This is a genomic window from Variovorax sp. P4_B11 (assembly GCF_056402355.1).
In genome coordinates, this window is sequence record NZ_JBFUHO010000051.1 from 14,702 (window position 1) to 38,557 (window position 23,856).

General features: G+C 66.3%; 30 protein-coding genes. 20 read left to right on the top strand and 10 right to left on the bottom strand.

The genetic code is table 11. The features are described 5' to 3' along the window. Window positions 1-9 precede the first annotated feature (9 nt). Window positions 10-648 carry a DNA-3-methyladenine glycosylase I gene (locus AC1DYD_RS31270; protein ID WP_478176628.1) on the bottom strand — a complete coding sequence of 213 codons (639 nt, stop codon included), beginning with the start codon at window positions 646-648 and terminating at the stop codon, window positions 10-12. Beyond that, a complete protein-coding gene (gene aroQ, locus AC1DYD_RS31275) occupies window positions 645-1,097 on the bottom strand; it encodes a type II 3-dehydroquinate dehydratase (protein WP_478176629.1) in 453 nt (150 codons plus the stop codon). The genes AC1DYD_RS31270 and aroQ overlap by 4 nt, the downstream gene beginning before the upstream one ends. A 64-nt stretch (window positions 1,098-1,161) precedes the next feature. On the opposite strand from aroQ, the gene AC1DYD_RS31280 reads away from it, so the two are divergent. The 4 genes from AC1DYD_RS31280 to AC1DYD_RS31295 all read left to right on the top strand — a co-directional run bounded on the left by AC1DYD_RS31280 (window position 1,162) and on the right by AC1DYD_RS31295 (window position 4,740). Next, window positions 1,162-2,268, top strand: coding sequence for an S-(hydroxymethyl)glutathione dehydrogenase/class III alcohol dehydrogenase (locus AC1DYD_RS31280; RefSeq protein WP_478176630.1), 1,107 nt, complete (start codon window positions 1,162-1,164; stop codon window positions 2,266-2,268). A gap of 7 nt (window positions 2,269-2,275) precedes the next feature. Next, a complete protein-coding gene (locus AC1DYD_RS31285; RefSeq protein ID WP_478176631.1) occupies window positions 2,276-3,187 on the top strand; it encodes an alpha/beta fold hydrolase in 912 nt (303 codons plus the stop codon). Beyond that, on the top strand, window positions 3,184-4,050 hold the full coding sequence (fghA, locus tag AC1DYD_RS31290; RefSeq protein WP_478176632.1) for an S-formylglutathione hydrolase: 867 nt from the start codon (window positions 3,184-3,186) through the stop codon (window positions 4,048-4,050). Before AC1DYD_RS31285 ends, fghA begins: the two co-directional genes overlap by 4 nt. 81 nt (window positions 4,051-4,131) lie before the next feature. After that, on the top strand, window positions 4,132-4,740 hold the full coding sequence (locus tag AC1DYD_RS31295; protein WP_478176633.1) for a 3'-5' exonuclease: 609 nt from the start codon (window positions 4,132-4,134) through the stop codon (window positions 4,738-4,740). A 30-nt stretch (window positions 4,741-4,770) separates the two neighbouring features. On the opposite strand, the gene AC1DYD_RS31300 is transcribed toward AC1DYD_RS31295, so the two are convergent. Together AC1DYD_RS31300 and AC1DYD_RS31305 are read right to left on the bottom strand one after the other, a co-directional pair. Continuing rightward, window positions 4,771-5,289 carry a gluconokinase gene (locus tag AC1DYD_RS31300; protein ID WP_478176634.1) on the bottom strand — a complete coding sequence of 173 codons (519 nt, stop codon included), beginning with the start codon at window positions 5,287-5,289 and terminating at the stop codon, window positions 4,771-4,773. A 40-nt stretch (window positions 5,290-5,329) separates the two neighbouring features. Continuing rightward, a complete protein-coding gene (locus tag AC1DYD_RS31305) occupies window positions 5,330-6,418 on the bottom strand; it encodes a PA0069 family radical SAM protein (RefSeq protein ID WP_478176635.1) in 1,089 nt (362 codons plus the stop codon). A gap of 211 nt (window positions 6,419-6,629) precedes the next feature. On the opposite strand from AC1DYD_RS31305, the gene AC1DYD_RS31310 reads away from it, so the two are divergent. Then, on the top strand, window positions 6,630-6,773 hold the full coding sequence (locus tag AC1DYD_RS31310; RefSeq protein WP_478176636.1) for a hypothetical protein: 144 nt from the start codon (window positions 6,630-6,632) through the stop codon (window positions 6,771-6,773). Window positions 6,774-6,835: 62 nt separating this feature from the next. Then, window positions 6,836-7,192, top strand: coding sequence for a DOPA 4,5-dioxygenase family protein (locus tag AC1DYD_RS31315; RefSeq protein WP_478176637.1), 357 nt, complete (start codon window positions 6,836-6,838; stop codon window positions 7,190-7,192). Between the two features lie 18 nt (window positions 7,193-7,210). On the opposite strand, the gene AC1DYD_RS31320 is transcribed toward AC1DYD_RS31315, so the two are convergent. Next, the gene (locus AC1DYD_RS31320; protein WP_478176638.1) at window positions 7,211-7,867 is read right to left on the bottom strand and encodes a glutathione S-transferase; all 657 of its coding nucleotides are present in this window, start codon (window positions 7,865-7,867) and stop codon (window positions 7,211-7,213) included. A 114-nt stretch (window positions 7,868-7,981) separates the two neighbouring features. Here AC1DYD_RS31320 and AC1DYD_RS31325 point away from each other — a divergent pair, with 114 nt between their 5' ends. After that, window positions 7,982-9,199: a polyhydroxyalkanoate depolymerase gene (locus AC1DYD_RS31325; RefSeq protein WP_478176639.1), complete on the top strand. Its 1,218-nt coding sequence runs from the start codon at window positions 7,982-7,984 to the stop codon at window positions 9,197-9,199. Window positions 9,200-9,368: 169 nt separating this feature from the next. Here the strand turns inward: AC1DYD_RS31325 and AC1DYD_RS31330 are convergent, their stop codons facing one another. After that, complete coding sequence (locus AC1DYD_RS31330; protein ID WP_478176640.1) at window positions 9,369-10,283, bottom strand: LysR family transcriptional regulator; 915 nt, start codon at window positions 10,281-10,283, stop codon at window positions 9,369-9,371. Window positions 10,284-10,365: 82 nt separating this feature from the next. Here AC1DYD_RS31330 and AC1DYD_RS31335 point away from each other — a divergent pair, with 82 nt between their 5' ends. Together AC1DYD_RS31335 and AC1DYD_RS31340 are read left to right on the top strand one after the other, a co-directional pair. Then, window positions 10,366-11,466 (top strand): adenosine deaminase family protein, encoded by a 1,101-nt coding sequence (locus tag AC1DYD_RS31335; protein ID WP_478176641.1) that lies wholly within the window; start codon window positions 10,366-10,368, stop codon window positions 11,464-11,466. Next, window positions 11,463-12,452 carry a Bug family tripartite tricarboxylate transporter substrate binding protein gene (locus AC1DYD_RS31340; RefSeq protein WP_478176642.1) on the top strand — a complete coding sequence of 330 codons (990 nt, stop codon included), beginning with the start codon at window positions 11,463-11,465 and terminating at the stop codon, window positions 12,450-12,452. Before AC1DYD_RS31335 ends, AC1DYD_RS31340 begins: the two co-directional genes overlap by 4 nt. Window positions 12,453-12,584: 132 nt before the next feature. On the opposite strand, the gene AC1DYD_RS31345 is transcribed toward AC1DYD_RS31340, so the two are convergent. Next, window positions 12,585-13,025: a CBS domain-containing protein gene (locus AC1DYD_RS31345; protein WP_478176643.1), complete on the bottom strand. Its 441-nt coding sequence runs from the start codon at window positions 13,023-13,025 to the stop codon at window positions 12,585-12,587. A 137-nt stretch (window positions 13,026-13,162) separates the two neighbouring features. Here AC1DYD_RS31345 and AC1DYD_RS31350 point away from each other — a divergent pair, with 137 nt between their 5' ends. From AC1DYD_RS31350 to AC1DYD_RS31375, 6 genes are all read left to right on the top strand, one after another. Next, window positions 13,163-14,473 carry an O-acetylhomoserine aminocarboxypropyltransferase gene (locus tag AC1DYD_RS31350; protein WP_478176644.1) on the top strand — a complete coding sequence of 437 codons (1,311 nt, stop codon included), beginning with the start codon at window positions 13,163-13,165 and terminating at the stop codon, window positions 14,471-14,473. Window positions 14,474-14,560: 87 nt separating this feature from the next. Beyond that, window positions 14,561-15,364: an alpha/beta fold hydrolase gene (locus AC1DYD_RS31355; RefSeq protein ID WP_478176645.1), complete on the top strand. Its 804-nt coding sequence runs from the start codon at window positions 14,561-14,563 to the stop codon at window positions 15,362-15,364. A 165-nt stretch (window positions 15,365-15,529) separates the two neighbouring features. Beyond that, window positions 15,530-15,763, top strand: a complete 234-nt coding sequence (locus AC1DYD_RS31360; RefSeq protein ID WP_478176646.1) for a hypothetical protein — start codon at window positions 15,530-15,532, stop codon at window positions 15,761-15,763. Between the two features lie 393 nt (window positions 15,764-16,156). Beyond that, window positions 16,157-16,639 (top strand): Hcp family type VI secretion system effector, encoded by a 483-nt coding sequence (locus AC1DYD_RS31365; RefSeq protein ID WP_478176647.1) that lies wholly within the window; start codon window positions 16,157-16,159, stop codon window positions 16,637-16,639. A 10-nt stretch (window positions 16,640-16,649) separates the two neighbouring features. After that, a complete protein-coding gene (locus tag AC1DYD_RS31370; protein WP_478176648.1) occupies window positions 16,650-17,255 on the top strand; it encodes a peptidoglycan recognition protein family protein in 606 nt (201 codons plus the stop codon). Then, window positions 17,249-17,677, top strand: coding sequence for a hypothetical protein (locus AC1DYD_RS31375; RefSeq protein WP_478176649.1), 429 nt, complete (start codon window positions 17,249-17,251; stop codon window positions 17,675-17,677). The genes AC1DYD_RS31370 and AC1DYD_RS31375 overlap by 7 nt, the downstream gene beginning before the upstream one ends. A gap of 503 nt (window positions 17,678-18,180) precedes the next feature. On the opposite strand, the gene AC1DYD_RS31380 is transcribed toward AC1DYD_RS31375, so the two are convergent. The 3 genes from AC1DYD_RS31380 to AC1DYD_RS31390 are packed head-to-tail and all read right to left on the bottom strand — an operon-like array spanning window position 18,181 to window position 20,495. After that, complete coding sequence (locus AC1DYD_RS31380; RefSeq protein WP_478176650.1) at window positions 18,181-18,843, bottom strand: Rossmann-fold NAD(P)-binding domain-containing protein; 663 nt, start codon at window positions 18,841-18,843, stop codon at window positions 18,181-18,183. 22 nt (window positions 18,844-18,865) lie between these two features. Further along, complete coding sequence (locus tag AC1DYD_RS31385) at window positions 18,866-19,237, bottom strand: thioredoxin family protein (protein WP_478176651.1); 372 nt, start codon at window positions 19,235-19,237, stop codon at window positions 18,866-18,868. 43 nt (window positions 19,238-19,280) lie between these two features. Beyond that, a complete protein-coding gene (locus AC1DYD_RS31390; protein ID WP_478176652.1) occupies window positions 19,281-20,495 on the bottom strand; it encodes a YihY family inner membrane protein in 1,215 nt (404 codons plus the stop codon). Window positions 20,496-20,545: 50 nt separating this feature from the next. Here AC1DYD_RS31390 and AC1DYD_RS31395 point away from each other — a divergent pair, with 50 nt between their 5' ends. The 5 genes from AC1DYD_RS31395 to AC1DYD_RS31415 are packed head-to-tail and all read left to right on the top strand — an operon-like array spanning window position 20,546 to window position 23,853. Beyond that, window positions 20,546-20,956, top strand: a complete 411-nt coding sequence (locus tag AC1DYD_RS31395; RefSeq protein WP_478176653.1) for a DUF2069 domain-containing protein — start codon at window positions 20,546-20,548, stop codon at window positions 20,954-20,956. After that, entirely contained in the window at window positions 20,953-22,371 is a 1,419-nt protein-coding gene (locus tag AC1DYD_RS31400) for an FAD-binding oxidoreductase (protein ID WP_478176654.1), read from the top strand. Before AC1DYD_RS31395 ends, AC1DYD_RS31400 begins: the two co-directional genes overlap by 4 nt. A gap of 58 nt (window positions 22,372-22,429) precedes the next feature. Further along, entirely contained in the window at window positions 22,430-22,699 is a 270-nt protein-coding gene (locus AC1DYD_RS31405; RefSeq protein WP_478176655.1) for a type II toxin-antitoxin system CcdA family antitoxin, read from the top strand. 1 nt (window position 22,700) lies between these two features. After that, window positions 22,701-23,015 (top strand): CcdB family protein, encoded by a 315-nt coding sequence (locus tag AC1DYD_RS31410; RefSeq protein ID WP_478176656.1) that lies wholly within the window; start codon window positions 22,701-22,703, stop codon window positions 23,013-23,015. 4 nt (window positions 23,016-23,019) lie between these two features. Continuing rightward, on the top strand, window positions 23,020-23,853 hold the full coding sequence (locus AC1DYD_RS31415) for a thymidylate synthase (protein ID WP_478176657.1): 834 nt from the start codon (window positions 23,020-23,022) through the stop codon (window positions 23,851-23,853). Window positions 23,854-23,856 lie beyond the last annotated feature (3 nt).

Genomic DNA, 23,856 nt, shown 5'->3' on the forward strand with positions numbered 1-23,856 from the left:
GCGCCCGCATCAGCGCGGCAGCTTGAGCTTGGCGCGCGCGTTCAGCGCCTGATCGCGCGCGTGGCAACCCTCGATGTGGTCGTTGACCAGGCCCATGGCCTGCATGAAGGCATAGACCGTGGTCGGGCCGACGAAACTCCAGCCCCGCTTCTTGAGATCCTTCGACATTGCGATCGACTCGGGCGAGGTAGTGAAGGTCTGCAGCGCCGCATGCGTGATCCGCTTCGGCCGCGAGGCCGGATCGGGCTCGAAACCCCAGGCGTAGGCCGCCAGCGAACCGAACTCGCGGCGCAGCTCGATCACGCGGTGGGCGTTGTTGATCGCCGACTCGATCTTGCCGCGATGGCGCACGATGCCGGCATCGGCGAGCAGGCGCTCGACGTCCTTCGGACCGAAGCGCGCCATGCGCTCGGCATCGAAGTCGGCAAAGCCGCGCCGGAAGGCCTCGCGCTTGTTGAGGATCGTGAGCCAACTCAGGCCGGCCTGGAAGCCTTCGAGGCACAGCTTCTCGAACAGGCGCCGGTCGTCGGTCACCGGGAATCCCCACTCGCTGTCGTGGTAGCCCTGGTAGAGCGGCGTCGCCGCGCACCAGCGGCAGCGCCAGGCGCCGTCCTCGCCTTCGAACAGGCCGGCTCGGCCGCCCGTCACGCCGCGCTCACGCGCACCAGCGCCTCGATCGCGAGCGGATAACCCTTCACGCCGAGCCCGACGATGATGCCGCGCGCCGCCGGCGAGATGTAGGAGTGGTGGCGGAACTCCTCGCGGGCATGCACATTCGAGATGTGCAGTTCGATCAGCGGCACGCTGGCGCCCTTGATGGCGTCGTGCAGCGCGATCGAGGTGTGGGTGTAGGCGCCCGGATTCATCACCACGCCGAGCATGCGGCCGGCGGCCACCTCGCGCCCCGCCTCGTGGATCCAGTCGATCAGCTGGCCCTCGTGGTTGGACTGCCGGCACTCGACGTCGATGCCGAGCGTGGCGCCGGTCTCCAGACACATGCGCTCGACATCGGCCAGCGTTTCGTAGCCGTACTGCGCGGGCTCGCGCGTTCCGAGGAGGTTGAGGTTCGGGCCGTTGAGGACAAGGATTTTCTTCATGACGTGACTCTCCAGTGCGCGGCATCTTATAGTGCCCGATTCCTGAACCGAAACCGCACGACCCATGAAGACCAAAGCCGCCGTCGCCTGGCAACCCGGCCAACCCCTGACCATCGAAACCGTCGACCTCGAGGGGCCGAAGTTCGGCGAGGTGCTGGTCGAGATCAAGGCCACCGGCATCTGCCACACCGACTACTACACCCTCTCGGGCGCCGACCCCGAAGGGATCTTCCCGGCCATCCTGGGCCACGAAGGCGCGGGCATCGTGGTCGACGTCGGTCCCGGCGTCACCTCGCTCAAGAAGGGCGACCACGTCATTCCGCTCTACACGCCCGAATGCCGACAGTGCAAATTCTGCCTCTCGCGCAAGACCAACCTGTGCCAGCTGATCCGCGGCACCCAGGGCAAGGGCCTGATGCCCGACGCCACGAGCCGCTTCAGTCTCGACGGCAAGCCGATCTTCCATTACATGGGCACCAGCACCTTCAGCAACTACACGGTGGCGCCCGAGATCTCGCTGGCCAAGATCCGCGAGGACGCCCCCTTCGACAAGGTCTGCTACATCGGCTGCGGCGTGACCACCGGCATCGGCGCCGTGATCTTCACGGCCAAGGTCGAGGCCGGCGCCAACGTGGTGGTGTTCGGCCTCGGCGGCATCGGCCTCAACGTGATCCAGGGCGCGAAGATGGTGGGCGCCGACAAGATCATCGGCGTCGACCTGAACCCGGCACGCGAGGCGATGGCGCGCAAGTTCGGCATGACGCACTTCATCAACCCGAAGACGACCGAGAACGTGGTCGATGCCATCGTTCAGCTGACCGACGGCGGCGCCGACTACAGCTTCGAGTGCATCGGCAACACGCAGGTGATGCGCCAGGCGCTCGAATGCACGCACAAGGGCTGGGGCCGCAGCATCATCATCGGCGTGGCCGAAGCCGGTGCCGAGATCAGCACSCGSCCGTTCCAGCTGGTCACCGGCCGCAAGTGGGAAGGCTCGGCCTTCGGCGGCGCGCGCGGRCGCACCGACGTGCCGAAGATCGTCGACTGGTACATGGAGAACAAGATCAACATCGACGACCTGATCACGCACACCATGCCGCTGGAGGACATCAACAAGGGCTTCGACCTGATGAAGCGCGGCGAGTCCATCCGTGGAGTCGTTCTCTACTAGCGCAGCCATGGCGCGCATGGAGCCGCTGCGCACGATCCGGGCCGGCGTGCTCGACATCGCGTATTTCGAGACCGGCCCCGCGGACGGGCCGCCGGTGTTGCTGATGCACGGCTTTCCGTACGACATCCACAGCTATGTCGAGGTGGCGCCGATGCTGGCGCGGGCCGGCTGCCGGGTGATCGTGCCGTACCTGCGCGGCTACGGCGCGACGCGCTTCCTGAGCGACGCGACGCCGCGTTCGGGCGAGCAGGCGGCACTCGGCGCCGACCTGCTGGCGCTGCTCGATGCGCTGGCGATCCCGCGCGCCGTGCTCGCGGGCTACGACTGGGGCGGACGCGCGGCCTGCGTGGTGGCGGCGCTGTGGCCCGAGCGTTGCGCCGGGCTGGTCTCGTTCAACAGCTACAACATCCAGGACATCGCCAAGGGGATGCGTCCCGAGCCGGCCGAGAACGAGCATCGGCTCTGGTACCAGTACTACTTTCACAGCGAACGCGGACGCGCCGGACTGGCAGCCGATCGACGCGGCATCGCGCGACTGCTCTGGCGGCTCTGGTCGCCGACCTGGGCCTTCGACGACGCGACCTTCGAACGCAGCGCGGCCGCCTTCGACCATCCCGATTTCGTCGACGTGGTGATCCAGTCGTACCGCCACCGCTTCGGCCTGGTGCCGGGCGATACGGCCTACGCGGCCATCGAGGCGCGGCTCGCCGCACAGCCGCCGATCAGCGTCCCCGCCATCACCTTCGACGGCGCCGACGATGGCGTGCGCCCCGCGAGCGAAGCTTCGGCGCATGCCCATCGCTTCACCGGCCCGCGCGCTCACCGCATCGTGCCCGGCGTCGGCCACAACATGCCGCAGGAGGTGCCGCGCGTGTTCGCCGACGCGGTACTCGAACTCGTTTCCGCATCGAATCCATGACCGTCCGTTTCAAGACACTTTCCGAACACCGCTGCTTCGGCGGCACGCTGCGCTTCCTCGAACACGACTCGCGCGAGATCGGCCTGCCGATGCGCTTCTCGGTCTTCCTGCCGCCGCAAGCCGAGCATGGGCCGGTGCCGGCGTTGATGTACCTCGCGGGCCTGACCTGCAACGAGGAAACCTTCATGGTCAAGTCCGGTGCGCAACGGCTGGCGGCCGAACTCGGCCTGGCACTGATCGCACCCGACACCAGCCCGCGCGGCCCCGCGGTCGAAGACATCGAAGGCGCCATCGCCAGCTGGGATTTCGGCATCGGCGCCGGCTTCTACCTCGATGCCACCGAGGCGCCGTGGGCGACGCACTGGCGCATGGAAAGCTGGATCGTCGAAGAACTGATGCCGCTGATCGCGCAGCAGCTGCCGATCGACGGCCAGCGCATCGGCATCTTCGGCCATTCGATGGGCGGCCACGGCGCGCTGACCCTTGCACTGCGCCACCCGGGCCGCTTCAAGTCGCTGTCGGCCCTGGCACCGATCTGCGCGCCGACGCAATGCCCATGGGGCGACAAGGCATTCCGCGGCTACCTGGGCACCGACCGTTCCGAATGGTTGGCGCACGACGCCAGCGCGCTGATGCAATCGCAGGGCGCGGCGCCCTTCCCGGAAGGCATCCTCATCGACCAGGGCCTGGCCGACAAGTTCCTCGCCGACCAGCTGCATCCGGAGCTGTTCGAGGCCGCCTGTGCCCGTGCCGGCCAGCCGCTCACGCTGCGCCGCCACGCGGGCTACGACCACGGCTACTACTTCATCCAGAGCTTCGTCGCGGACCACCTGGCGCACCATGCCGAGCGGCTCGCGGCCTGAGCATTGCCTGCCCGCAACGCCCGCCTGCCTCCCGTCGCTGGTGTCAACCAACGACAATCGGCGATCACTGACGGCTTCCGAATGAACCCAACCCTCTCCCCGCTGCCCGAACGCGAGCAGATCGCGCTGCTCGAACCTTTCGAAGGCCTCGAGCTGCCGGACATCCGGGTTGTCGCCAGCGAGCGCGATGCGCAAGACGCCGCGACCGCCCTGCTGGCCAGCGGCATCGTCGGCTTCGACACCGAATCCAAGCCGACCTTCGCGAAGAACGAGGTGTCCGGCGGGCCGCACGTGATCCAGTTCGCGACGCTGCGCGGGGCCTGGCTGTTCCAGCTGCACCGCGCGGAGTTGCATGGCGCGCTGGGGGCCTTGCTCGCCTCCTCGGCACTCACCAAGGTCGGCTTCGGCCTTTCGAGCGACCTGAGCCTGATCCGCCAGCGTTTCGGCGTCGAGCCGTGCGGCGTGTTCGATATCGACACCGAATTCCGCCGCCGCGGCTACCGCCAATCGATCGGCGTGAAGACCGCCGTGGCCCTGGTGTTCGATCGCCGCTTCATCAAGTCGCGCAAGGCAACCACCTCGAACTGGGCCAACCGGCAGCTCACCGATGCGCAGCTGCGCTATGCGGCCAACGACGCGTATGCGGCGATCCGCGTCTTCGATGCCCTCGGGCTCCCGCGCAGCGACTAGGCGCCGTCTCCGAGCCTCGTTGCCCGGCCCTCATTGCCAGGAGCGGACCCGCGCCACGAGTTCGGCGCTGGGCGCCGTCGCATCCACCTCGAGCACACCGGGCTCGCCCACGGGGGATTCCAGGGTCGCGAACTGGTTGGCGACCAGGCTGGCCGGGAACATGTGAGCGCCGGCGCGGGCGGCGACCCTTCGCTCGGCCTCCTCGCGCGACAGCGCCATGAAGACGAAGCGCAGCCCCGGCACGGCGGCCCGCAGCCGCTCGCGATAGTCGTGCTTCAGGGCCGAACAGGTCAGCACCGCACCCTCGCGATGACGCGCCAGTTCATGGCCCAGCGTGGTGAGCCATCCCGCACGATCGGCGTCGGTGAGTGCAATCCCGGCGCGCATCTTGCGAACGCTTTCGGGCGCGTGGAAGTCATCCCCTTCGATCAGCGGCAACCCCATTTCCCGCGCCAAGGCGGCGCCTAGGCTGGACTTGCCGCAACCGGAAACCCCCATGACCACCCACCAGTGGACCGTCGAAGCTTGTTGAAAGTAAATCTTTGCCATTCGCTCCATTGTGTAACCAACCCTACTCACGAAGCGAGAACTAGAACAGATTGCCCTGCCCCGCTGCGCCAGGTGGTCGGAACGCGCTGAGGTCCAGCGCGATGCGCTCGCGGTTGAAGCCGATGCGCCGCGTCGCCTTTTCGAAACGCTGCCGGATCAGGTCGGCCCACAGGCCGCTGCCCTTCATGCGGGTCGCGAAGTCGGCGTCGTAGTCCTTGCCGCCGCGCATCTCGCGGATGCGCGCCATGATCCGGTCGGCGCGCTGTGGATAGTGCAGCTCGAGCCATTGCTTGAACAGCGGCGCGACCTCCCACGGCAGCCGAATGACTGTATAGAAAGCGCAGCGCGCGCCGGCCTCCCAGGCGGCTTCCAGCACCTGCTCCATGTCCTCGGTGAGGAACGGGATCTGCGGCGCCACGCTGACGCCGACCGGCACGCCCGCAGCGGCCAGCGTGCGCAGGGTGCGCAGCCGCCGGTGCGGCGCCGCGGCGCGCGGTTCGAGCTTGCGCGCGAGCTCGCCGTCGAGCGTGGTGATCGTGACGTAGACAGCGGCCAGCCGGTCGGCCGCCATCGGCGCGATCAGGTCAAGGTCGTGCTCGACCGCGCTCGACTTGGTCACCAGTCCGAACGGATGGCGCGTTTCGTTCAGCAGTTCGATGACGGAACGGGTCAGCCGCAGCTCGCGCTCGATCGGCTGGTAGCAGTCGGTGGCGGTGCCGATCGCGATCTGGCCGGGCCGGTAGTTCTTGCGCCCGAGTTCGGCGCGCAGGACCTCGGCGATGTTGCGCTTGGCGATCAGCTTGGTCTCGAAATCCAGGCCGGGCGACAGGTTGAGATAGCTGTGCGTGGGTCGTGCAAAGCAATAGATGCAGCCGTGCTCGCAACCGCGGTACGGATTCAGCGAGCGGTCGAACGGGATGTCGGGCGAATCGTTCTCGCAGAGCACCGACTTCACGTCCTCGAAACGGACCTCGGTGGCCAGCGGCGGCAGTCCTTCGGCCTCGCCCTCTTCGAGCGTGCCCCAGCCGTCGTCGAATTCATCGCGGACGTCGCGCTCGAAGCGATGCGGCAGGCGCGTGGCAGCGCCTCGGCCCTTGAGGGCGTGCACGGGGATGAAGGTGTCGGCCATGGCGGGCGATCTTGATACTGGATGAATTCACAGTATTTCATCTTTTTGATCACGCTGCAGCAACCGGTTGTGAGGGCCTTCGCCTGTCAGGCTCAGACGCTACCCATGGCTGTGTCAGCGTTTTCTTTGCCAGAAGCAGACATCCCCCGCAGACACGACAGTGCGCGACTCTGAATATCGCGTGCTGAGACTCTTGGCGAAATTGCACCCCATGATGAGCAAACTTCGATACCTGGCAGCCCGGCTGCGCTCCCGGGACCCATTCGACAGCATCGAGTGCATCTGCGCCATCCTTCTGCCGTGGATCCTGTGCACGATCTCGTACCTGTTGTTCCTGGCCCTCGACTTCTACTGAGCCGGGCTGGCTTGACGCTTCCGAGCCCCCAGTTAAGCTAGGAGCCCCTGCCAGCGAGACCCATGCCCCGCCACCCCGAAAACCTCTACCCCCAGTACCACGCCCACATCTACTTCGGCCCCTCGACCGTCGCCCAGGCGCGCCAGATGGCCGAGGCGGCTGGCCACGAGTTGCTGGTGGTGGTCGGACGGGTGCACGAGCGACTGGTCGGACCGCATCCGCACTGGAGCTGCCAGATCGCCTTCGACGCGGCCGAGTTCGACGAAGTCATCGCCTGGCTGGAGGCGCACCGCAACGGGCTCGACATCTTCGTGCACGGCGTGACCGGCGACGACTACCTCGACCACACGGCGCACGCCATGTGGCTCGGCAACGAATCCACGCTCGACCTGCGCATGTTCCGCAAGCCGGCCGTCTGAACCGGCGGCGGCCCGGCCTCAGAACTCCGCATCGAGCTCGTCGATCTCCTCGGGCTCCTGCTTCGCCGCCTTGACCCACTCCTGCATCGCGGGCAGTTCCATGATGCGCTTGCAGTACGCGGCACAGGCCCGGTCGAGCGACACGTCGTAAGTCATGAAGCGCGTGACCACGGGCGCGTACATCGCATCGGCCAGGCAGGGTGTTTCGCCGAACAGGAACGGGCCACCGTAAGCAGCCAGGCATTCGCGCCAGATCGCGACGATGCGGTCGATGTCCGTCTGCGCGCGCGACCAGATCTTGAAGCCGGGAAACTTCGCTTTCAGGTTCATCGGCAGCGAACTGCGCATCGAACTGAAGCCCGAGTGCATCTCGCCGCTGATCGCACGGCAGTGCGCGCGGGCCTTGGCGTCGGCAGGCAGCAGGCCGGCCTTCGGCTTGATCTCGTTCAGGTACTCGCCGATCGCCAGCGTATCCCAGACCTTCACGCCGCCATGCTCGAGCGAGGGCACCAGCATCGAGGACGACAGCAACAGCATCTCGGCCTTCATCGCCGGATCGTCCGGCGGGATGATCTTCTCGCTGAACTCCAGCCCCGCGAGGCGGCACATCAGCCAGCCCCGCAGCGACCAGGCGCCGTAGTTCTTGCTGCTGATGGTGAGGACGGGTTTGGCCATGCTGACGCTCCTGGTTGCCGGATCGGCTCTGCACGTGTGCAAGGCCTGTGCCAGAACAGTGCACCGCGGCGGCGGTCAGAACGACATGGCCCGCAAATTGCCTGCATCGCCTGCATGCTGTACCGGGCCTACCAAACCAACACCGACCTGCTCTCGCCATCCCGGCTCGCGGCCCAATACCTCGGCGGCGGCGTCTGGCAGGCCCAGTCGGATGGCAGCGTCGGCCGCCGGATCGCGGCCGCGATGGAGGTCTATTCACACATGCGGCTGACCCACACGCGGCCGGACTATGGCATCCAGAGCGTGCTGTCGGAAGGCGAAGAGGCCGCGGTCCATGAAGAAGTCGCGCTGGTCGCACCCTTCGGCACCCTGCTGCACTTCCGCAAGAACACCAAAACGGTGCAGCCGAAGGTTCTGCTCGCCGCACCACTGTCGGGCCATTTCGCGACGCTGCTGCGCGAAACGCTGCGCACCCTGCTGCGTGACCACGATGTCTACCTGACCGACTGGCACAACGCCCGCGACGTGCCGCTGTGGAACGGCGCCTTCAGCCTCGACGACTACACGCTGCAGATCGTGAGCTTCCTCGAAGCCATGGGCCCGGGCGCCCACATGGTCGCGGTCTGCCAGCCCTGCGTCGCGGCGCTGGCGGCCACCGCGCTGATGGCGGAAGACGACAACCCGGCCGCGCCGCTGAGCCTGACCCTGATGGCCGGACCGGTCGATTGCCGCATCAATCCGACCGCCGTGAACAAGCTGGCCACCGACCGCCCGATCGGCTGGTTCGAGCGCAACCTGATCAGCCGCGTGCCGTGGCCGCACGCCGGCGTGATGCGGCGCGTCTACCCGGGCTTCCTGCAGCTCAGCGCCTTCATGAGCATGAACCCCGAGCGCCACAAGGAGCAGTTCAAGAAGCTCTATCACCATCTGGTCGAGGGCGAGCTCGATCAGGCGGCGACGATCCGCAACTTTTACGAGGAATACCTGGCGGTCAACGACCTGCCGGCCGAGTTCTACCTGGAGACCGTGGAGCGCGTGTTCCAGACCTACGACCTGCCGCGCGGCAAGCTCACCGTCGGTGAACGCAAGGTGAACCCCGCCGCCATCCGCCGCACCGCGCTGATGACGGTCGAGGGCGAGCGCGACGACATCTGCGCGGTCGGCCAGACCGTGGCGGCGCAGGACCTCTGCACCAGTGTGCGCCCCTATCTCAAGACCCACCACCTGCAGGCGGGCGTCGGCCACTACGGCGTCTTCAGCGGCAGCAAGTGGAACACGCAGATCTATCCGCGGGTGCGGGAAATGATCCACACCGCGCAGGAACTTCACTAGGCCGCCGCCGGGCCGCCCCAAGGCGGCCTGCGGCCCCCTCGGGGGGCAGCGACCCACACGCAGTGGGGGAGCGTTGGGGCCCAGGCCGCCGCCGGGCCGCCCCAAGGCGGCCTGCGGCCCCCTTGGGGGGGGCAGCGACCCACACGCAGTGGGGGAGCGTGGGGGCCGTTCAGCCGGCAGGCGGCACCAGCGCCTGCCGCAAATGCGCGATCAGCGCCTGCGACACCACGTTGCGCATCGGCCCGGGCAGGTAGACCAGCACGATGCGGCGCTCGATGTGGGGCCTGGCCAGGGGCAGCACGACCAGATCGTCGTCGCGCAGCGACGACGTGTAGAGCTGCGGCATCAGCCCGAGCGCCAGCCCGCCGCGCACCAGGGCGTAGAGCGTTTCCGAGTAGCTCACGCGGTAGGGCTCCGCGCCCTGCGCGAACTGGGCGCGGGCCGGATCCCCGAGGGCCGGCATGCTGCCGCTCTCGAACAGCACCAGGCGTTCATCGCCGATCGCCTCCCAGTCTGCGCCGCCCGCCGCGGCCAGCGGGTGGTCGCGCCGCACCACCAGCACCAGGGGATCGCGGAACAAGTCGACGCAAGCCAACCCGCCCGGCGGCTCGGTGATCGCCGCCACGGCCAGGTCGAGCTGGCCACTGCGCACTTCGGCCAGCAGCGTGTTCGAAGGGGCGTCGCGCCAGGCGAACTCGACGCCGCGCGGCGCGTCGCCAGCGATGAAGGCGGCCACCGCCGCCGCGACGCGGGCGCTGGCCGAAGGGATCACGCCGATGCGCACGAAGGCGCGTCCGCGCTGCACCGTGCTCTCGATGTCGCGCAACGCGACCTCGAAGGTGTTGACCAGGTAGTCGGTGCGCGCGAGCACCTCGGCGCCGACCGGCGTGAGCGCGAGCCGATGCGTCGAGCGGCTCAGCAGTTCGGCCCCCAGCAGCTTCTCCATCTGCTTGATCGCATTGCTCAGCGCCGGCTGGGTGATCGACAGCCGACGCGCGGCGCGCCCGAACTGGCCTTCCTGCACCAGCACCGAGAAGCACTGGAGCTGGCGCAGCGTCAACGCACGAAGGGGCAAGGAGGGCATCGACCCGGAAATAGATTGAATGAATGAAATTATAGAAATTCAAAATTTTCTTTATTTCAAGGCCCTCCCTAGACTGGCCGGCATGCGCACCGCCGATACCGCCGATACAGCCACCCCGGGCACCCTCGAAGCCTTCCTGCGAGCGATCCCGAAGGTCGAGCTGCACTGCCACCTGTTCGGCACGGTCCGGCACGCCACCTTCGCGGACCTGAACCGCCGCGCCGGCTCGCCGCTGGGCAACGACGAGATCGAGGGCTTCTACACCCGCGGCGAGAAGCCGGTCGGGGTGCTGCGGGTGCTGCGCGCGCTCGATGCGCAACTCGTGCGCAGTGCCGACGACCTGCACCGGCTCGCCCTCGAATACCTGCAGGATGCCGCCTCGCACCAGGTCCGCTACAGCGAGTTCTTCTGGAACCCGACCGGCACCGTGCACGCCTCGGGCATCGGCTACCGCAGGGCGCAGGATGCGATCGTCAACGCCATCCACGACGCGCAGCGGGAGTTCGGCATCGTCGGCCGGCTGATCGCCGCGATCGACCGCGAGGCCAGCCCCGACGCGGCCGTCGAGATGGTGCAATGGGTGACCGGGAACCGATGCGAGGAGGTGATCGGCATCGGCATCGACTACCGCGAGGTCGACCGGCCGCCCGAACTCTTCCACGAGGCCTACCGCGACGCCCGGCGCGCCGGCCTCAAGACCACGGCCCACGCCGGCGAGTTCGGCATGCCTTGGAGCAACGTGCGCACGGCGCTCGACCTGCTGAAGGTCGACCGCATCGACCACGGCTACACCGTGGTCGACCGGCCGGAGTTCGCACGCGAATGCGCCGAGCGCGGCGTGGTCTTCACGGTCGTGCCGACCAACTCCTACTACTTGCGCACCTTGCCGCCGGAGCGCTGGGCGCTCGACCACCCGATCCGCCGCATGCCTGGCCTGGGCCTGCGGATCCACCCCAACACCGACGACCCGACCCTTCACAAGGTCACGCCCACCGGGGCCTGGCTGATGATGGTTCGCGACTTCGGCTTCGATCTCGACGACCTGCGCGGCTTCATGCACAACGGACTCGACGGCGCCTGGATCGACGACGCGCAGCGTCGCCACTGGCGCAGCGCATGGAGCGCCGAATTCGACGCCCTGCGTGCCGGCCTTTCCCAAGCCCCCTCCTCGGCGACCCCATGAAGAATCCCCTCGTCAAGCCCCTGTTGCTCGCCTCCGTGCTGCTGGCCGCGCTGCCCGGCGCCGCCCTGGCACAGCCGCCGTCCTGGCCCGGTGCCAAGCCGATCACGCTGATCGTCCCCTATTCGGCGGGCGGCAGCGTGGACTACAGCGCCCGCCTGGTCGCCACCAAGCTGGGCGAGCGCCTCAAGCAATCGGTCGTGATCGAGAACGTGACCGGCGCGGGCGGCGCCATCGGCGTGGCCAAGGCGGCCAATGCGGTGCCCGACGGCTACACCCTGGTCGCCGGGCCGGACAGCGCGATCGCGATCGGCCGCCTGATCAACCCGGCCGCCTTCAAGTTCGATCCGCTCAAGGACCTGGCGCCGGTCGGCATGCTGAACACGGCGCCGATGGTACTGGTCGCGCGCCCCGGCCTGCCGGTGAAGGACTTCGCCGACTTCGTGAAACTCGCGAAGGCCTCGCCCGGCAAGTACAACTACGCCACCTCGGGCGTCGGCACCGTGCTGCAGCTGGCGATGGAACTGCTGAAGGAGCGCAGCGGCGTCTTCGTCACCCACGTGCCCTACCGCGGCGGCGCCCAGATCGCGACCGACGTGATCGGCAACCAGGTCGACCTGGCCATGCTGGTCAGCACCAGCGCCATTCCACATGTGAGCGGCAACCGGCTGAAGGCGCTCGGCGTCACCAGCGCGCAGCGGCTCGCTGCGCTGCCGCAGGTGCCGGCCTTCGGCGAGATGCCGGGCCTGAAGGGCTTCGACATGGTGAGCTGGACCGCGGTCTTCGCCCCGGCCGGCACCCCGGCGCCGATCGTGAACCGGCTCAACCAGGAACTCAACGCGGTGCTGAAGGACCCCGAAGTGCGCGCCAAGCTGCAAGAGCAAGGCGCCCTCCCCGGCAGCGGCTCGCCCGAGGAACTCGGCCAGTTCGTCAAAGCCGAATACGCCCGCAACCAAAAGATCGTACAAGCCGCCAACATCAAGGAGTAAGTCCCCGACCCGGCCGGCGCAGCCAGGCCGCGTTGGTGAGGCACCGCGGAACTGGCTTCGCCAGGCCGCTGGTGTCGCCCCCGGTAGGGGGTGGGCGCCCGGACACGAAGTGCCGGGCAACCTGGGGGCGAGCTATTCCTCTGTTGGCCAGTCGCGGATATAGGCCTTGAGCATCTTGTTCTCGAAGTTCTGGCTGTCGACCACCGCCTTGGCGACGTCGTAGAAGCTGATCACGCCCATCAGCATGCGCTTGTCCATCACCGGCATGTAGCGCGCGTGGCGCTCCAGCATGATGCGGCGGATCTCGTCGAGGTCGGTTTCGAGGGTGCAGGTGACGGGATGGTCATCCATGGCCTTGCGCACCAGGGTGCCGCCGATCTGGCCGCCGTTGCCGACGATGGCGACGATCACTTCGCGGAAGGTCAGCATACCGACCAGGTCGCCATGCTCCATGACCACCAGCGAGCCGATGTCCTTCTCGGCCATGACGTTGACCGCGTTGGCCAGGGGTTCGTCGGGCGTGACAGTGAAGAGGGTGTTGCCCTTCACGCGCAGGATGTCGCTGACTTTCATGTAATTTGCTCCTCACTTGCTCGGCGGCGTGCCGATTTGAATATAGCCCACAATGGCCGCCCGTCCACCGAGACCGCGGCGGCCGCGCAGGCCGCACGCGTAACGGGGCATTGCAGAAACGATCCCGAAAGGCGCTCATGTCCGGCTACTCCGACCCCGGCTTCGACACGCTGGCATTGCATGCCGGCGCCGCACCCGACCCCGCCACCGGCGCGCGCGCGGTGCCGATCCACCTCACCACCTCCTTCGTCTTCGAGTCCAGCGACCACGCCGCGGCGCTGTTCAATCTGGAGCGCGCGGGCCATGTCTACTCGCGCATCAGCAACCCGACCAACGCCGTGCTCGAGCAGCGCGTGGCGGCGCTCGAAGGCGGCATCGGCGCGATCGCGACCGCCAGCGGCCAGGCAGCGCTGCACCTGTCGGTCGCCACGCTGATGGGCGCCGGCTCGCACATCGTCGCCAGCACCGCGCTGTACGGCGGCTCGCAGAACCTGCTGCACTACACGATGCGCCGCTTCGGCATCGAAACCACCTTCGTCAAGCCCGGCGACCTCGATGGCTGGCGCGCCGCGATCCGGCCCGAGACCAAGCTGCTGTTCGGCGAGACCGTCGGCAATCCGGGCCTCGACGTGCTCGACATCCCGGCGGTCAGCGACATCGCGCACGCGGCCCAGGTACCGCTGCTGGTCGACTCCACCTTGACCTCGCCCTACTTGATCAAGCCCTTCGACTGGGGCGCCGACCTGGTCTACCACTCGGCCACCAAGTTCCTCTCGGGCCACGGCACCGTGATCGGCGGCGTGGTGGTCGACGGCGGCAGCTTCGACTGGGAACGCTCGGGCAAATTCGCCGAGCTGACCCAGGCCTACGACGGCTTCCACAACATGGTGTTCAGCGAGGAGAGCACGGTCGGCGCCTTCCTGCTGCGCGCGCGGCGCGAAGGGCTGCGCGACTTCGGCGCCTCGATGAGCCCGCACACGGCCTGGCTGATCCTGCAGGGCATCGAGACGCTGCCGCTGCGCATGGAGCGCCACATCGACAACACGCAGAAGGTGGTGGAGTTCCTGGCGGCGCACCCCTTCGTGTCGCGCGTGGGGCATCCGCTGCTCGAATCGCATCCGAGCCATGCGCTGGCCAACAAGCTGCTGCGCCATGGCGCCAAGGGGGCCGGCGCGGTCTTCAGCTTCGACCTCAAGGGCAACCGCGAGCAGGGCAAGAAGTTCATCGAGGCGCTCCAGCTCTTCAGCCACCTGGCGAACGTCGGCGACTGCCGCAGCCTGGTGATCCATCCCGCGAGCACCACGCATTTCCGGATGACCGACGAGGCGCTGGCGGACGCGGGGATCTCGCAGGGCACCATCCGGCTCTCGATCGGCCTCGAAGATCCGGCCGACCTGATCGACGACCTCCAGCGCGCGCTGAAGGCGGCGGAAAGGGCAGGTGCGTGACATGATCCCCCACGCTCATCATTTCATGTATTCGCTGCCCCCCGTGGGGGCACACGCCGCCCTTGGGGCGGCCCGGCGGGAGGCGTGATGCACTTCGTCGTCAACGGCCATCGCAGCTACTGCTACACGGGCGGCAAGCCGCTCGATCCGGCGAAGCCGACCGTGGTGTTCATCCATGGCGTGCTCAACGACCACAGCGTCTGGATCCTGCAGAGCCGCTGGTTCGCCAACCATGGCTGGAACGTGCTCGCAGTGGACCTTCCGGGACACTGCAAGAGCGAAGGTCCGCCGCCCGCCACTATCGAGGCGGCCGCAGCCTTCATCGTCGCGCTGCTCGATGCGGCGGGCGTCGCCAAGGCCGCGCTGGTCGGCCACAGTTTCGGCTCGCTGATCGCGCTGGAGACGGCGGCCCGCGCCCCGGAGCGCGTCACGCACCTGGCGCTGGTCGGCACCGCCTACCCGATGACCGTGTCGCCGGCCCTGCTCGATGGCGCGCTCAACGATCCGCAGCGCGCGATCACGATGGTCAACACCTTCTCGCATTCGCTGCTGGCGCCGCCACCCTCCTCGCTCGGTCCTGGCACCTGGCTCTACGGCGGCTCGCGCGCGCTGATGCGCCGCGTGCTCGCGAGCAACCCGAACGCCAATGTGTTCCACATCGGCTTCAAGGCCTGCAACGACTATGCGAACGGCGAGCAGGCGATGGCGAAGCTGCGATGCCCGGTGCTGTTCCTGCTCGGCGAGGCCGACCAGATGACGCCGCCGCGAGCCGCCCGGACATTGGCGCAGAAGGCGCCCGGCGCCAAGGTCGTCACGGTCAAGGCCGGCCACCAGCTGATGACCGAGGCGCCCGACGAGGTGCTGTTCGCGCTGCGCGATTTCTTGAAATAGGCTCGCCCCCAGGTTGCCCGGCACTTCGTGTCCGGGCGCCCACCCACTACCGGGGGCAACACCAGCGGCCTGGCAAAGCCAGTTCCGCGGAGTTTCACCAATGGGCCTGGCTGCGCCGGCCAGAAACCGGCACCGCTGTTGTGTGATCTGCTCTCGTCATCCGCCTTGCGCATCACCGACGAGTTCTGCAATCTCAGGGAGGTGCATCGCGCCTTCGCCTGCCTGCAAGGCCTGCTCTCGCCGATCCATCGAACGACGCAGCACGAAGAGTTCAGCGTCGAGCCCGCTGAGTTGCGCGCGTTGCTCACCGTGATCAATACCGAACTGGAGCGTCGCACCGAGCCTGTCGAGGCCGCAATCCGATCGCTCGGCAAGGCCCTCAAAACGCAAACACTTTGAGGATGCGCTGGGGGCCGCCGCAAGCCCTCAGCCCGCCGATCCTGCAGGCCACTACGGTAGCGCTTGCACACAACAAGCCTGTCGCAAGCGGCGGGCAGGCACGGCCCGTGCGCAAACTGCATGTCGACTCGATCCTGTTCGGCGCCGTCGAGCACTTCCTGCGCCGGCCCTGGTCGCCCGAGCAGATCGCCCTGGCGCCTAGGGCATTCCCTTGAAACATTGAAATCGAGCTCATTCGGCCAGGGGCATCGGACTCTTCCCCTTGTCGTACACGACGGCCCCACGGACGATCCCGAACGGCGCCGCCTGCTGACCGCGATCTACATGGTCGCTCGAAATTCTCGATTCGAGGGCCTGACCAGGATCATCTGACTACTACTGAAGGAAGCCACCTTGGCACAAGACATTTTTTTGAAATTAACCGGCATTACTGGCGAATCCCAGGATGACAAACACAAGGACGAGATTGAAGTATTGCGCTGGGAGTGGAAAGTCAGCCAGCGATCCAGCATGCATTCCGGCAGCGGCGGCGGCTCAGGAAAAGCAACTGTTAGCGATCTGATTTTCGATCACTATGCAGACCGTTCGAGCCCCAGTTTGCTTAAATATTGTCTGACCGGAAAACATATTGCCAACGCCACGCTCGTCGTCAGAAAAGCCGGAGGCTTGCCACTTGAATTTCTCAAGATCACCATGGACGACGTAATTGTCACCGGCGTGGCGCCGGCAACAACCGAATCAATGGATCGCATCAGAGAGCAAATCGGTCTTTCTTTTGCTCGGGTAAAACAGGAGTACGTTATCCAAAACCAACAGGGCGGGTCGGGTGGCACCGTGTCAGCAGGTTACGACATGCAAGTCAATCGCGAAGCATAAGGAGAACAACATGCTTTACATCACAAAAGATGGGCACGTCGATGCCGGCGCGAGAATCAGGATGAAAATCATCTCAAACATCGAGAACGGCAAGCTTGGCAAGGTAAACGGAATTGTGGTGCACCAAACGGGCGGCTCGACCGCCGAAGGCGCATTTAACACCTATCAAGAGCCTAAGGCAAACGGCGCTCATTTTTTGATAGATAAGGACGGCACGATCTATCAGACTGCCTCTATCTACCGGGTTACGAACCACGTCGGAAAGATGCAGTCTCGGTGCGTCGTTACTCACCAATGCTCCCCTGCAGAATTTAAGCGCATGCAGGGCTTGGAATTGACGTGGAAACCGAGTCAAATCTCACGCATTGAAGAACGAAAGCAGTTCCCGGACCGATTTCCATCCAATGCCGATGCGATTGGTATTGAGCTTGTCGGCGAGGCGCCGGGAGAAAAAGACAAAGAAATATTCGTGAACGTGACAGATGCGCAAACTACTTCTCTTAAATGGTTGATTAAGGAACTAGCAGAAACGTTGAGCGTCTCCATGCGTGAGGTTTATAAACATCCGCATATCGCAAGAGAAAATAAAACCGAAGCAAGATCCGCAGAATGGTGACCTCTAAAATTACAATTTTGATTGCTGCCACTTCGCTGGCTATGCTTTCATGCCAGGCGAACGCGAGGGTAATTAGAGATGTCATCATTCTAGAGTCAGGGCTTAGCGCAGACCCTGACGATGCAAATCTTTCACGGGCGTGTAAAAAATTTAAGCCGACCGCAAAACAAGTCAAAGAGTATTTCTCAAAGGCTTATCCGGTCCCAAAACGCTTCTCAGTGCACGAGCGGTATTCTGCCTGCTACGCGACGGGAACCATCAAGTTTGATAACTTCGGAAAAGTGAGATGGGTTCTTAGCTCAGGCGGCACAGCCACCATCAAGTGGGATGAAGGAGAGATAGTCGATGTTTTTAATAAAAAGAACGGCTGGTATGACCCAAATGCATGCGCATACGGCCTCAGCGAGGCCATAGAGTGCTAGAGAACGAGGGGGCGGCTCGCCTTGTTGATTCTGAATGACGTACTCCTGCTTTACCCGCGCAAAGGAAAGGCTGATTTCTTCTCTGGCTCGTACCATGGTGGTATTCAGCTCCGGCTTCCAGCTTCCGAATCAGACTCGGCCTGCGTAAGCCGGGGCGGGATCACGCCGACGGCGTGCTCTGCTCCGCGAATGTCCCCCGGCCTGCGACCTCCTCCTTTATTTCGCTGCGCAGAGCACACCATCGACGTGATCCGTCACGGCGGTGGTCGATCGACGATCAAGACACGGCGTTGCTCATGCGCCCCGAAAAACGGCCGCCCCGAATCTCAGCTGCGTTTCATGGGTCGAGGGTCGCGCACCGCGCGGTGGAGCAACCGGGATGAAACACCCCCGAAGCGCCTGCGGCGCTGCCCCCTCAAGGGGGCGATGCCAGCGGCCCGGCGAAGGCGCTCCGCGGTATCCCTGGCATCGGGCCGCACCAGTTTCTGACATGCCCTCCGCCGTCAGCGCAGCGCGTTGATGTCGGCCATCTCGACCAGGGGACTCGGCGCGCCGCGCTTGGCGACGACCAGCATGGCGCGCCCGACCTGCTCGCTGGTCGTGACCCGATCCGGGGCCCAGCGACGCACCAGACCGAACAGCGGGTTCGCAAGCACGTAGATCCATCGGTACAGCGCGGTCTTGGAGCGCACACCGTGCATCGGCTGGATGATGCCCGGCCGGAACATGTAGGCGGCCTTGAACGGCAGCCGCATCAGCGCGTTCTCGGTCGCGCCCTTGACGCGCGCCCACATGCTGGGCCCACGCTCGGTGCTGTCGGTGCCGGCGCCCGTCACATAGACGAAGGTCATCTGCGGGTTGAGCCGGGCGAGGGTCCGCGCCGCCCCGAGCGTCAGGTCGTAGGTCACGCGCCTGTAGTCCGCTTCGCCCATGCCGACCGAGGACACGCCAAGGCAGAAGAAGCAGGCGTCGAAACCGGACAACTCGTCTTCGACCGCCGACAGCTGAGCCGGATCGGGCACGACCAGATCGCGCAGTTTGGGATGCGCCTCGCCGCTCGGCCGGCGGCCGACGCCGAGCACTTGCGTGACGTCGCCATCGAGCAGGCATTCGCGCAGCACGCCCTGCCCCACCATGCCGGTTGAACCGAAGAGCATGACCTTCATTGGTAGCCTCGTTCTCGCGGACTCAGTCGACCGAGAAGGTCTCGGGCTCGCGCTGGAGTGCGGCCAGCAGCGTCGTCACCTCAGGCGCTGATGCCTGCGCGGGCTGGAGCGCATCCAGCAGGCGCGCGAGCGTTTCGGCATGGGGCAGCAGCGGCCCGAGGAAGCGGGTGCCGGCATCGCTGGCGATCAGCAGCGTCGGGAAGGTCTCGACGTCGAAATCGTCCGCGATGTCTGCGTGGTCCTCGATATCGACCCAGGCGAAGCGGAAGCGCGGATGCGCGCGCGCCACCTGTTCGAACAAGGGCCGGTACTCGCGGCAGGCGCCGCACCATTCGGCGCACAGGCAGACGACCCAGAGTCGATCATCGGCGGCGGTGGTTGAGAAATCGGTCAAGGCAGTGTCGGAGGGTCGAGGGCCGGTGAAGAATCCGGCGCCATTATGAATTCGCCAGCAGATCCTGCAGCCGCAGGCTCTCCAAAGGGCCCCGGGTCCACAGGTTGCGCAGCGGCGGTGCCTGCGGCATCAGCAGTTCGCGCAGCAGCGGCTCGAGCGAAATGGCGGGATCGACCAGCAGCACGAAGCGCGGATCGTCGTTGTCGCGCTCCTCAGCCAGCGGTGCGATCCAGTCGAGCGCGACCAGGGTCTCGAGCACCGGCGCGAGCTGCAGCGCGTCGACCTTCATCCGGCCCACCAGCTCGGCCGCGCCCAGGCCGCTGGCGGGCGTCGATTTCGCAGCATGCAGGTACTGCAGCACCTCCGCCGCCAGCTGCAGCGGCCAGCCGGCGGCGCCACCGCGCCGCGCCACGCCGGTCAGGAGGCTGGGCAGGTAGGCCGCGATCACGGCGCCGAAGAGCACGATGACCCACGCCACGTAGATCCACACCAGCAGGATCGGCACGGTCGCGAAGGCGCCGTACAGCACCGAGTAGGTCGGCACCAGGCTCAGGTAGTAGGCCAGCACGCGCTTCGCGGCCTCGATCGCGACTGCGACGAAAACGCCCCCGGCCCAGGCGTGCGACCACCTGACGTGGGTGTTCGGCACAAAGCGGTAGAGCGCCGCCATGCCGCCGGCCAGCAGCACGAATTCGAAGGTGTCGAACAGCAGCTTGACGATCGCGCCGCCCACCACCTCGCGCGAGGCCGAGAAAAAGGCCGCCGTGGTGCTCAGGCTCAGCGCCAGCACCGGTGGCCCGAGCGTGATCACAGCCCAGTAGATCAGCACCCGCTGGGCCAGCGGCCTCGGCTTGCGCACCCGCCAGATGTTGTTGAGCGTCTTGTCCATCGTGAGGATCAGCGCCACCGCGGTCACCAGCAGCACAACCAGCCCGGCCACGCCGAGGCCGCTGGCCTTGCTCGCGAACTGGTTCAGGTAGCCCAGCACCTGGCGCGCGATATTGTCCGGAATCAGGCTGTCGATCAGCCAGCGCTGGACCCGCCCCTGCATCGTGCTGAACATCGGGAACACCGTGAACAGCGCCGCCGCCACGGTGAAGAAGGGCACCATCGCGATGGTGGTGGTGAAGGTCAGGCTGCTGGCGGTCAGGCCGAGCCGGTCTTCCCGAAAACGCTCGCCGAGCACGGCGGCGGTGTTGCCCCAGGGAAAGTGCGAAAGATCCCTCCAGAGTTGCCGGCGATTCATGGCCGGTATCATGCCACCGGGTCTTTCGCCGCCCCGGCGCAACCCGCCCCATTCGAGCTGCCTTGACCGTATCCAACCTCCCTCCCGCCTCCGTTTCCGCCACCCGATGGCTCGCCGTCGGCAGCCTGGTCGGGCTGATCGTGCTCGGGCTCGCCTGGGAGCTGTGGCTGGCGCCGCTGCGGCCGGGCGGCTCCTGGCTGGCGCTCAAGGTGCTGCCGCTGGTGCTGCCGCTGGCCGGCCTGCTGAAAAACCGCATGTACACCTATCGCTGGGTCAGCCTGATGGTCTGGCTCTATTTCACCGAAGGCGTGGTGCGCGCCTGGAGCGACACCAACGGCGTCGGCCAGCTGCTGGCGCTGGTCCAGGTCCTGCTGTGCCTGGCGCTTTTCACGGCCTGCGCCTGGCACGTGCGGCTGCGGCTGCGCAACGCCGCGCAGGCCCGCAAACTCGAAGTCGAAGGGGCAACGCAATGAGCGTCTTGTTGGAGCAGCTGCGCGCGATCGTCGGCGCGGCGAACGTGCTGACCGAAGGCGATCTCAGCGCCTGGGAGCAGGACTGGCGCAAGCGCTCGCGCGGCAAGGCGCTGGCGGTGGTGCGGCCGGGCGACACGCGGCAGGTGGCCGAGGTCGTCAAGGCCTGCGCCGCGGCCGGCACCGCGCTGGTGCCGCAAGGCGGCAACACCGGCCTGGCGGTCGGATCGATCCCGGACGAGAGCGGCACGCAGGTGCTGCTGAGCCTGCAGCGACTCAACGCGATCCGCGGCATCGACGCCGCCAACCTCACGATGACGGTCGAGGCCGGCTGCGTGCTGCAGACCCTGCAGGAGGCGGCGCGCAACGCCGGCTTCCTGTTCCCGCTGAGCCTGGCGGCCGAAGGCAGCTGCACCATCGGCGGCAACCTGGCGACCAACGCCGGCGGCACGCAGGTCGTGCGCTACGGCAACGCGCGCGACCTCTGCCTCGGGCTGGAGGTCGTCACGCCGCAGGGCGCCGTCTGGGAAGGCACCAGCGGCCTGCGCAAGGACAACACCGGCTACGACCTGCGCGACCTCATGATCGGCAGCGAAGGCACGCTCGGCGTCATCACTGCGGCGACGATGAAGCTCTACCCGCTCCCCGCCGCGCAACTCATGGCCTGGGCCGCGGTACCCACGCTCGACGACGCCGTCAAGCTGCTCGGGCTTGCGCACCAGCGGCTCGGCCCGGGGCTGACCGGCTTCGAGGTCATGGGCCGGTTTGCGCTGAGCCTGGTCGCCAAGCATTTCCCTGCCTTGCGCGTGCCCTTCATCGACGACGAGGCCGTGCCGTACTGCGTGCTGCTCGAGAACTCCGACAGCGAATCCGAGGACCACGCCCGCGGGCGCTTCGAGGCGCTGCTCGAAACCGCCTTCGAAGCCGGCTGCGTCACCGATGCGGTGGTCGCGGAGAGCCTCACGCAGGCGCACCAACTCTGGCACGTCCGCGAGAGCATTCCGCTGGCACAGGCCGAGGAAGGGCTCAACATCAAGCACGACATCTCGATCGCGGTATCGCGCATTCCGGCCTTCGTGGCCGAGACCGACGCACTGCTGGCGCGCGAGATCCCCGGCGTTCGCCTGGTCAACTTCGGCCATCTCGGCGACGGCAACCTGCACTACAACGTGCAGGCACCCGAGGGCGGCGACAACAAGGCCTTCCTGCGCGATCACGAAGACCGCATCAACACGCTGGTCTACGACGCAGTCGAGAAGTTCGACGGCTCGTTCTCGGCCGAGCACGGCGTCGGCTCGCTCAAGGTCGACAAGCTCGAGAAGCACAAGTCGCCGGTGGCGCTCGAGATGATGCGCGCCATCAAGCGCGGGCTGGACCCGCAGAACATCCTGAATCCGGGCCGGGTGCTTCGGCTCTGAAGGGGGCACGGTTCATGCGCGTAAACTATGCGCATAGTTCATGCTTGGAGAACGCCACATGCTTCGCTTCGAAAAAGCCCCGAAAAAGGCAACCAACCTTTCGCTCAACAGCAAGGTGCTGGAGGCGGCGCGCGAGCTCGGCATGAACCTGTCCCAGACGGTGGACGAGCTGCTTGCAGAAGAGGTCAAGCGTCGCTACTGGGCGAAATGGGCGGAAGAAAGCAAGGATGGCATCGCCGCCTACAACGCCAGGATCGCGAAGGAAGGCCTGCCACTGGCCAAGTACCGCACTTTTGCGCGCAGCCTTGGCGACGGCAAGAAAGGTTGACATGGCGCGCTTCGACGTCTATTCGAATCCGGATGCAACCGACCGCGCGGCCATTCCTTTCATGCTGGATGTCCAGAGCGACTACCTCGAAGGTCTGGACACGCGCGTGGTCATCCCGCTCTTCGCTACCGCGCGCTTCAACACCAGGGTGCGCACGCTGAATGCGGAACTTCAGGTCGCCGGAAAGGAGGTTGTCATGGACACCGCCTCGATCGGCGCCATTCCCTCGATGGAGTTGGGCCGACCTGTCGCCAACCTTTCCGACCAACAGCTCAATATTCAGGATGCGCTCGACGCATTGTTCGCAGGCCATTGACGACATGACCACCCACCCCATCCGCTCCCAATACGAAGACTTCATGCGCCACGTCGACAGCACCGGCGTGCACAAGAGCGACCGCACCGGCACCGGCACCAAGAGCGTGTTCGGCTACCAGATGCGCTTCGACCTCGACGAAGGCTTCCCGCTGGTCACCACCAAGAAGGTGCACCTGAAGTCCATCATCCAGGAACTGCTGTGGTTCCTGACCGGCTCCAGCAACAACAACTGGCTCAAGGAGCGCGGCGTCACGATCTGGGACGAATGGGCGCGCGAGGATGGCGACCTCGGCCCGGTCTACGGCGTGCAATGGCGCAGCTGGCCGACGCCCGACGGCGGCCACGTCGACCAGATCCAGCAGGTGATCGACACGCTGCGCAGCAACCCGGATTCACGCCGCATCATCGTCAGCGCCTGGAACGTGGCCGAGCTCTCCAAGATGGCGCTGATGCCCTGCCATGCCTTCTTCCAGTTCTACGTCGCGCCGCCGCAGACGCCGGGCGAGCGCGGCAAGCTCAGCTGCCAGCTCTACCAGCGCAGCGCCGACATCTTCCTCGGCGTGCCTTTCAACATCGCGAGCTATGCACTGCTGACGCACATGATCGCCCAGCAGTGCGAGCTGGACGTCGGCGACTTCATCTGGACCGGCGGCGATTGCCACATCTACAGCAACCATGCCGAGCAGGTGGCCCTGCAACTGAGCCGCGCACCCCGGCCCTATCCGACGCTGGTCATCCGGCGCAAGCCGGCTTCGATCTTCGACTACCAGTACGAGGACTTCGAGGTGGTCGACTACGAACCCCATCCCGCCATCAAGGCGCCGGTCGCGGTGTGATGG

Bases quoted from the DNA above. Each gene is read 5' to 3' on its own strand.
- AC1DYD_RS31400 (WP_478176654.1), top strand. From the start codon at position 20,953: ATGAGCGTCTTGTTGGAGCAGCTGCGCGCGATCGTCGGCGCGGCGAAC.
- AC1DYD_RS31295 (WP_478176633.1), top strand. From the start codon at position 4,132: ATGAACCCAACCCTCTCCCCGCTGCCCGAACGCGAGCAGATCGCGCTG.
- AC1DYD_RS31355 (WP_478176645.1), top strand. From the start codon at position 14,561: ATGCACTTCGTCGTCAACGGCCATCGCAGCTACTGCTACACGGGCGGC.
- AC1DYD_RS31380 (WP_478176650.1), bottom strand. From the start codon at position 18,843: ATGAAGGTCATGCTCTTCGGTTCAACCGGCATGGTGGGGCAGGGCGTG.
- AC1DYD_RS31330 (WP_478176640.1), bottom strand. From the start codon at position 10,283: ATGCCCTCCTTGCCCCTTCGTGCGTTGACGCTGCGCCAGCTCCAGTGC.
- AC1DYD_RS31325 (WP_478176639.1), top strand. From the start codon at position 7,982: ATGCTGTACCGGGCCTACCAAACCAACACCGACCTGCTCTCGCCATCC.
- AC1DYD_RS31405 (WP_478176655.1), top strand. From the start codon at position 22,430: ATGCTTCGCTTCGAAAAAGCCCCGAAAAAGGCAACCAACCTTTCGCTC.
- AC1DYD_RS31315 (WP_478176637.1), top strand. From the start codon at position 6,836: ATGCCCCGCCACCCCGAAAACCTCTACCCCCAGTACCACGCCCACATC.
- AC1DYD_RS31310 (WP_478176636.1), top strand. From the start codon at position 6,630: ATGATGAGCAAACTTCGATACCTGGCAGCCCGGCTGCGCTCCCGGGAC.
- AC1DYD_RS31350 (WP_478176644.1), top strand. From the start codon at position 13,163: ATGTCCGGCTACTCCGACCCCGGCTTCGACACGCTGGCATTGCATGCC.
- AC1DYD_RS31390 (WP_478176652.1), bottom strand. From the start codon at position 20,495: ATGATACCGGCCATGAATCGCCGGCAACTCTGGAGGGATCTTTCGCAC.
- AC1DYD_RS31370 (WP_478176648.1), top strand. From the start codon at position 16,650: ATGCTTTACATCACAAAAGATGGGCACGTCGATGCCGGCGCGAGAATC.
- aroQ (WP_478176629.1), bottom strand. From the start codon at position 1,097: ATGAAGAAAATCCTTGTCCTCAACGGCCCGAACCTCAACCTCCTCGGA.
- AC1DYD_RS31375 (WP_478176649.1), top strand. From the start codon at position 17,249: ATGGTGACCTCTAAAATTACAATTTTGATTGCTGCCACTTCGCTGGCT.
- AC1DYD_RS31300 (WP_478176634.1), bottom strand. From the start codon at position 5,289: ATGGCAAAGATTTACTTTCAACAAGCTTCGACGGTCCACTGGTGGGTG.
- AC1DYD_RS31345 (WP_478176643.1), bottom strand. From the start codon at position 13,025: ATGAAAGTCAGCGACATCCTGCGCGTGAAGGGCAACACCCTCTTCACT.
- AC1DYD_RS31285 (WP_478176631.1), top strand. From the start codon at position 2,276: ATGGCGCGCATGGAGCCGCTGCGCACGATCCGGGCCGGCGTGCTCGAC.
- AC1DYD_RS31340 (WP_478176642.1), top strand. From the start codon at position 11,463: ATGAAGAATCCCCTCGTCAAGCCCCTGTTGCTCGCCTCCGTGCTGCTG.
- AC1DYD_RS31410 (WP_478176656.1), top strand. From the start codon at position 22,701: ATGGCGCGCTTCGACGTCTATTCGAATCCGGATGCAACCGACCGCGCG.
- AC1DYD_RS31415 (WP_478176657.1), top strand. From the start codon at position 23,020: ATGACCACCCACCCCATCCGCTCCCAATACGAAGACTTCATGCGCCAC.
- AC1DYD_RS31335 (WP_478176641.1), top strand. From the start codon at position 10,366: ATGCGCACCGCCGATACCGCCGATACAGCCACCCCGGGCACCCTCGAA.
- fghA (WP_478176632.1), top strand. From the start codon at position 3,184: ATGACCGTCCGTTTCAAGACACTTTCCGAACACCGCTGCTTCGGCGGC.
- AC1DYD_RS31320 (WP_478176638.1), bottom strand. From the start codon at position 7,867: ATGGCCAAACCCGTCCTCACCATCAGCAGCAAGAACTACGGCGCCTGG.
- AC1DYD_RS31305 (WP_478176635.1), bottom strand. From the start codon at position 6,418: ATGGCCGACACCTTCATCCCCGTGCACGCCCTCAAGGGCCGAGGCGCT.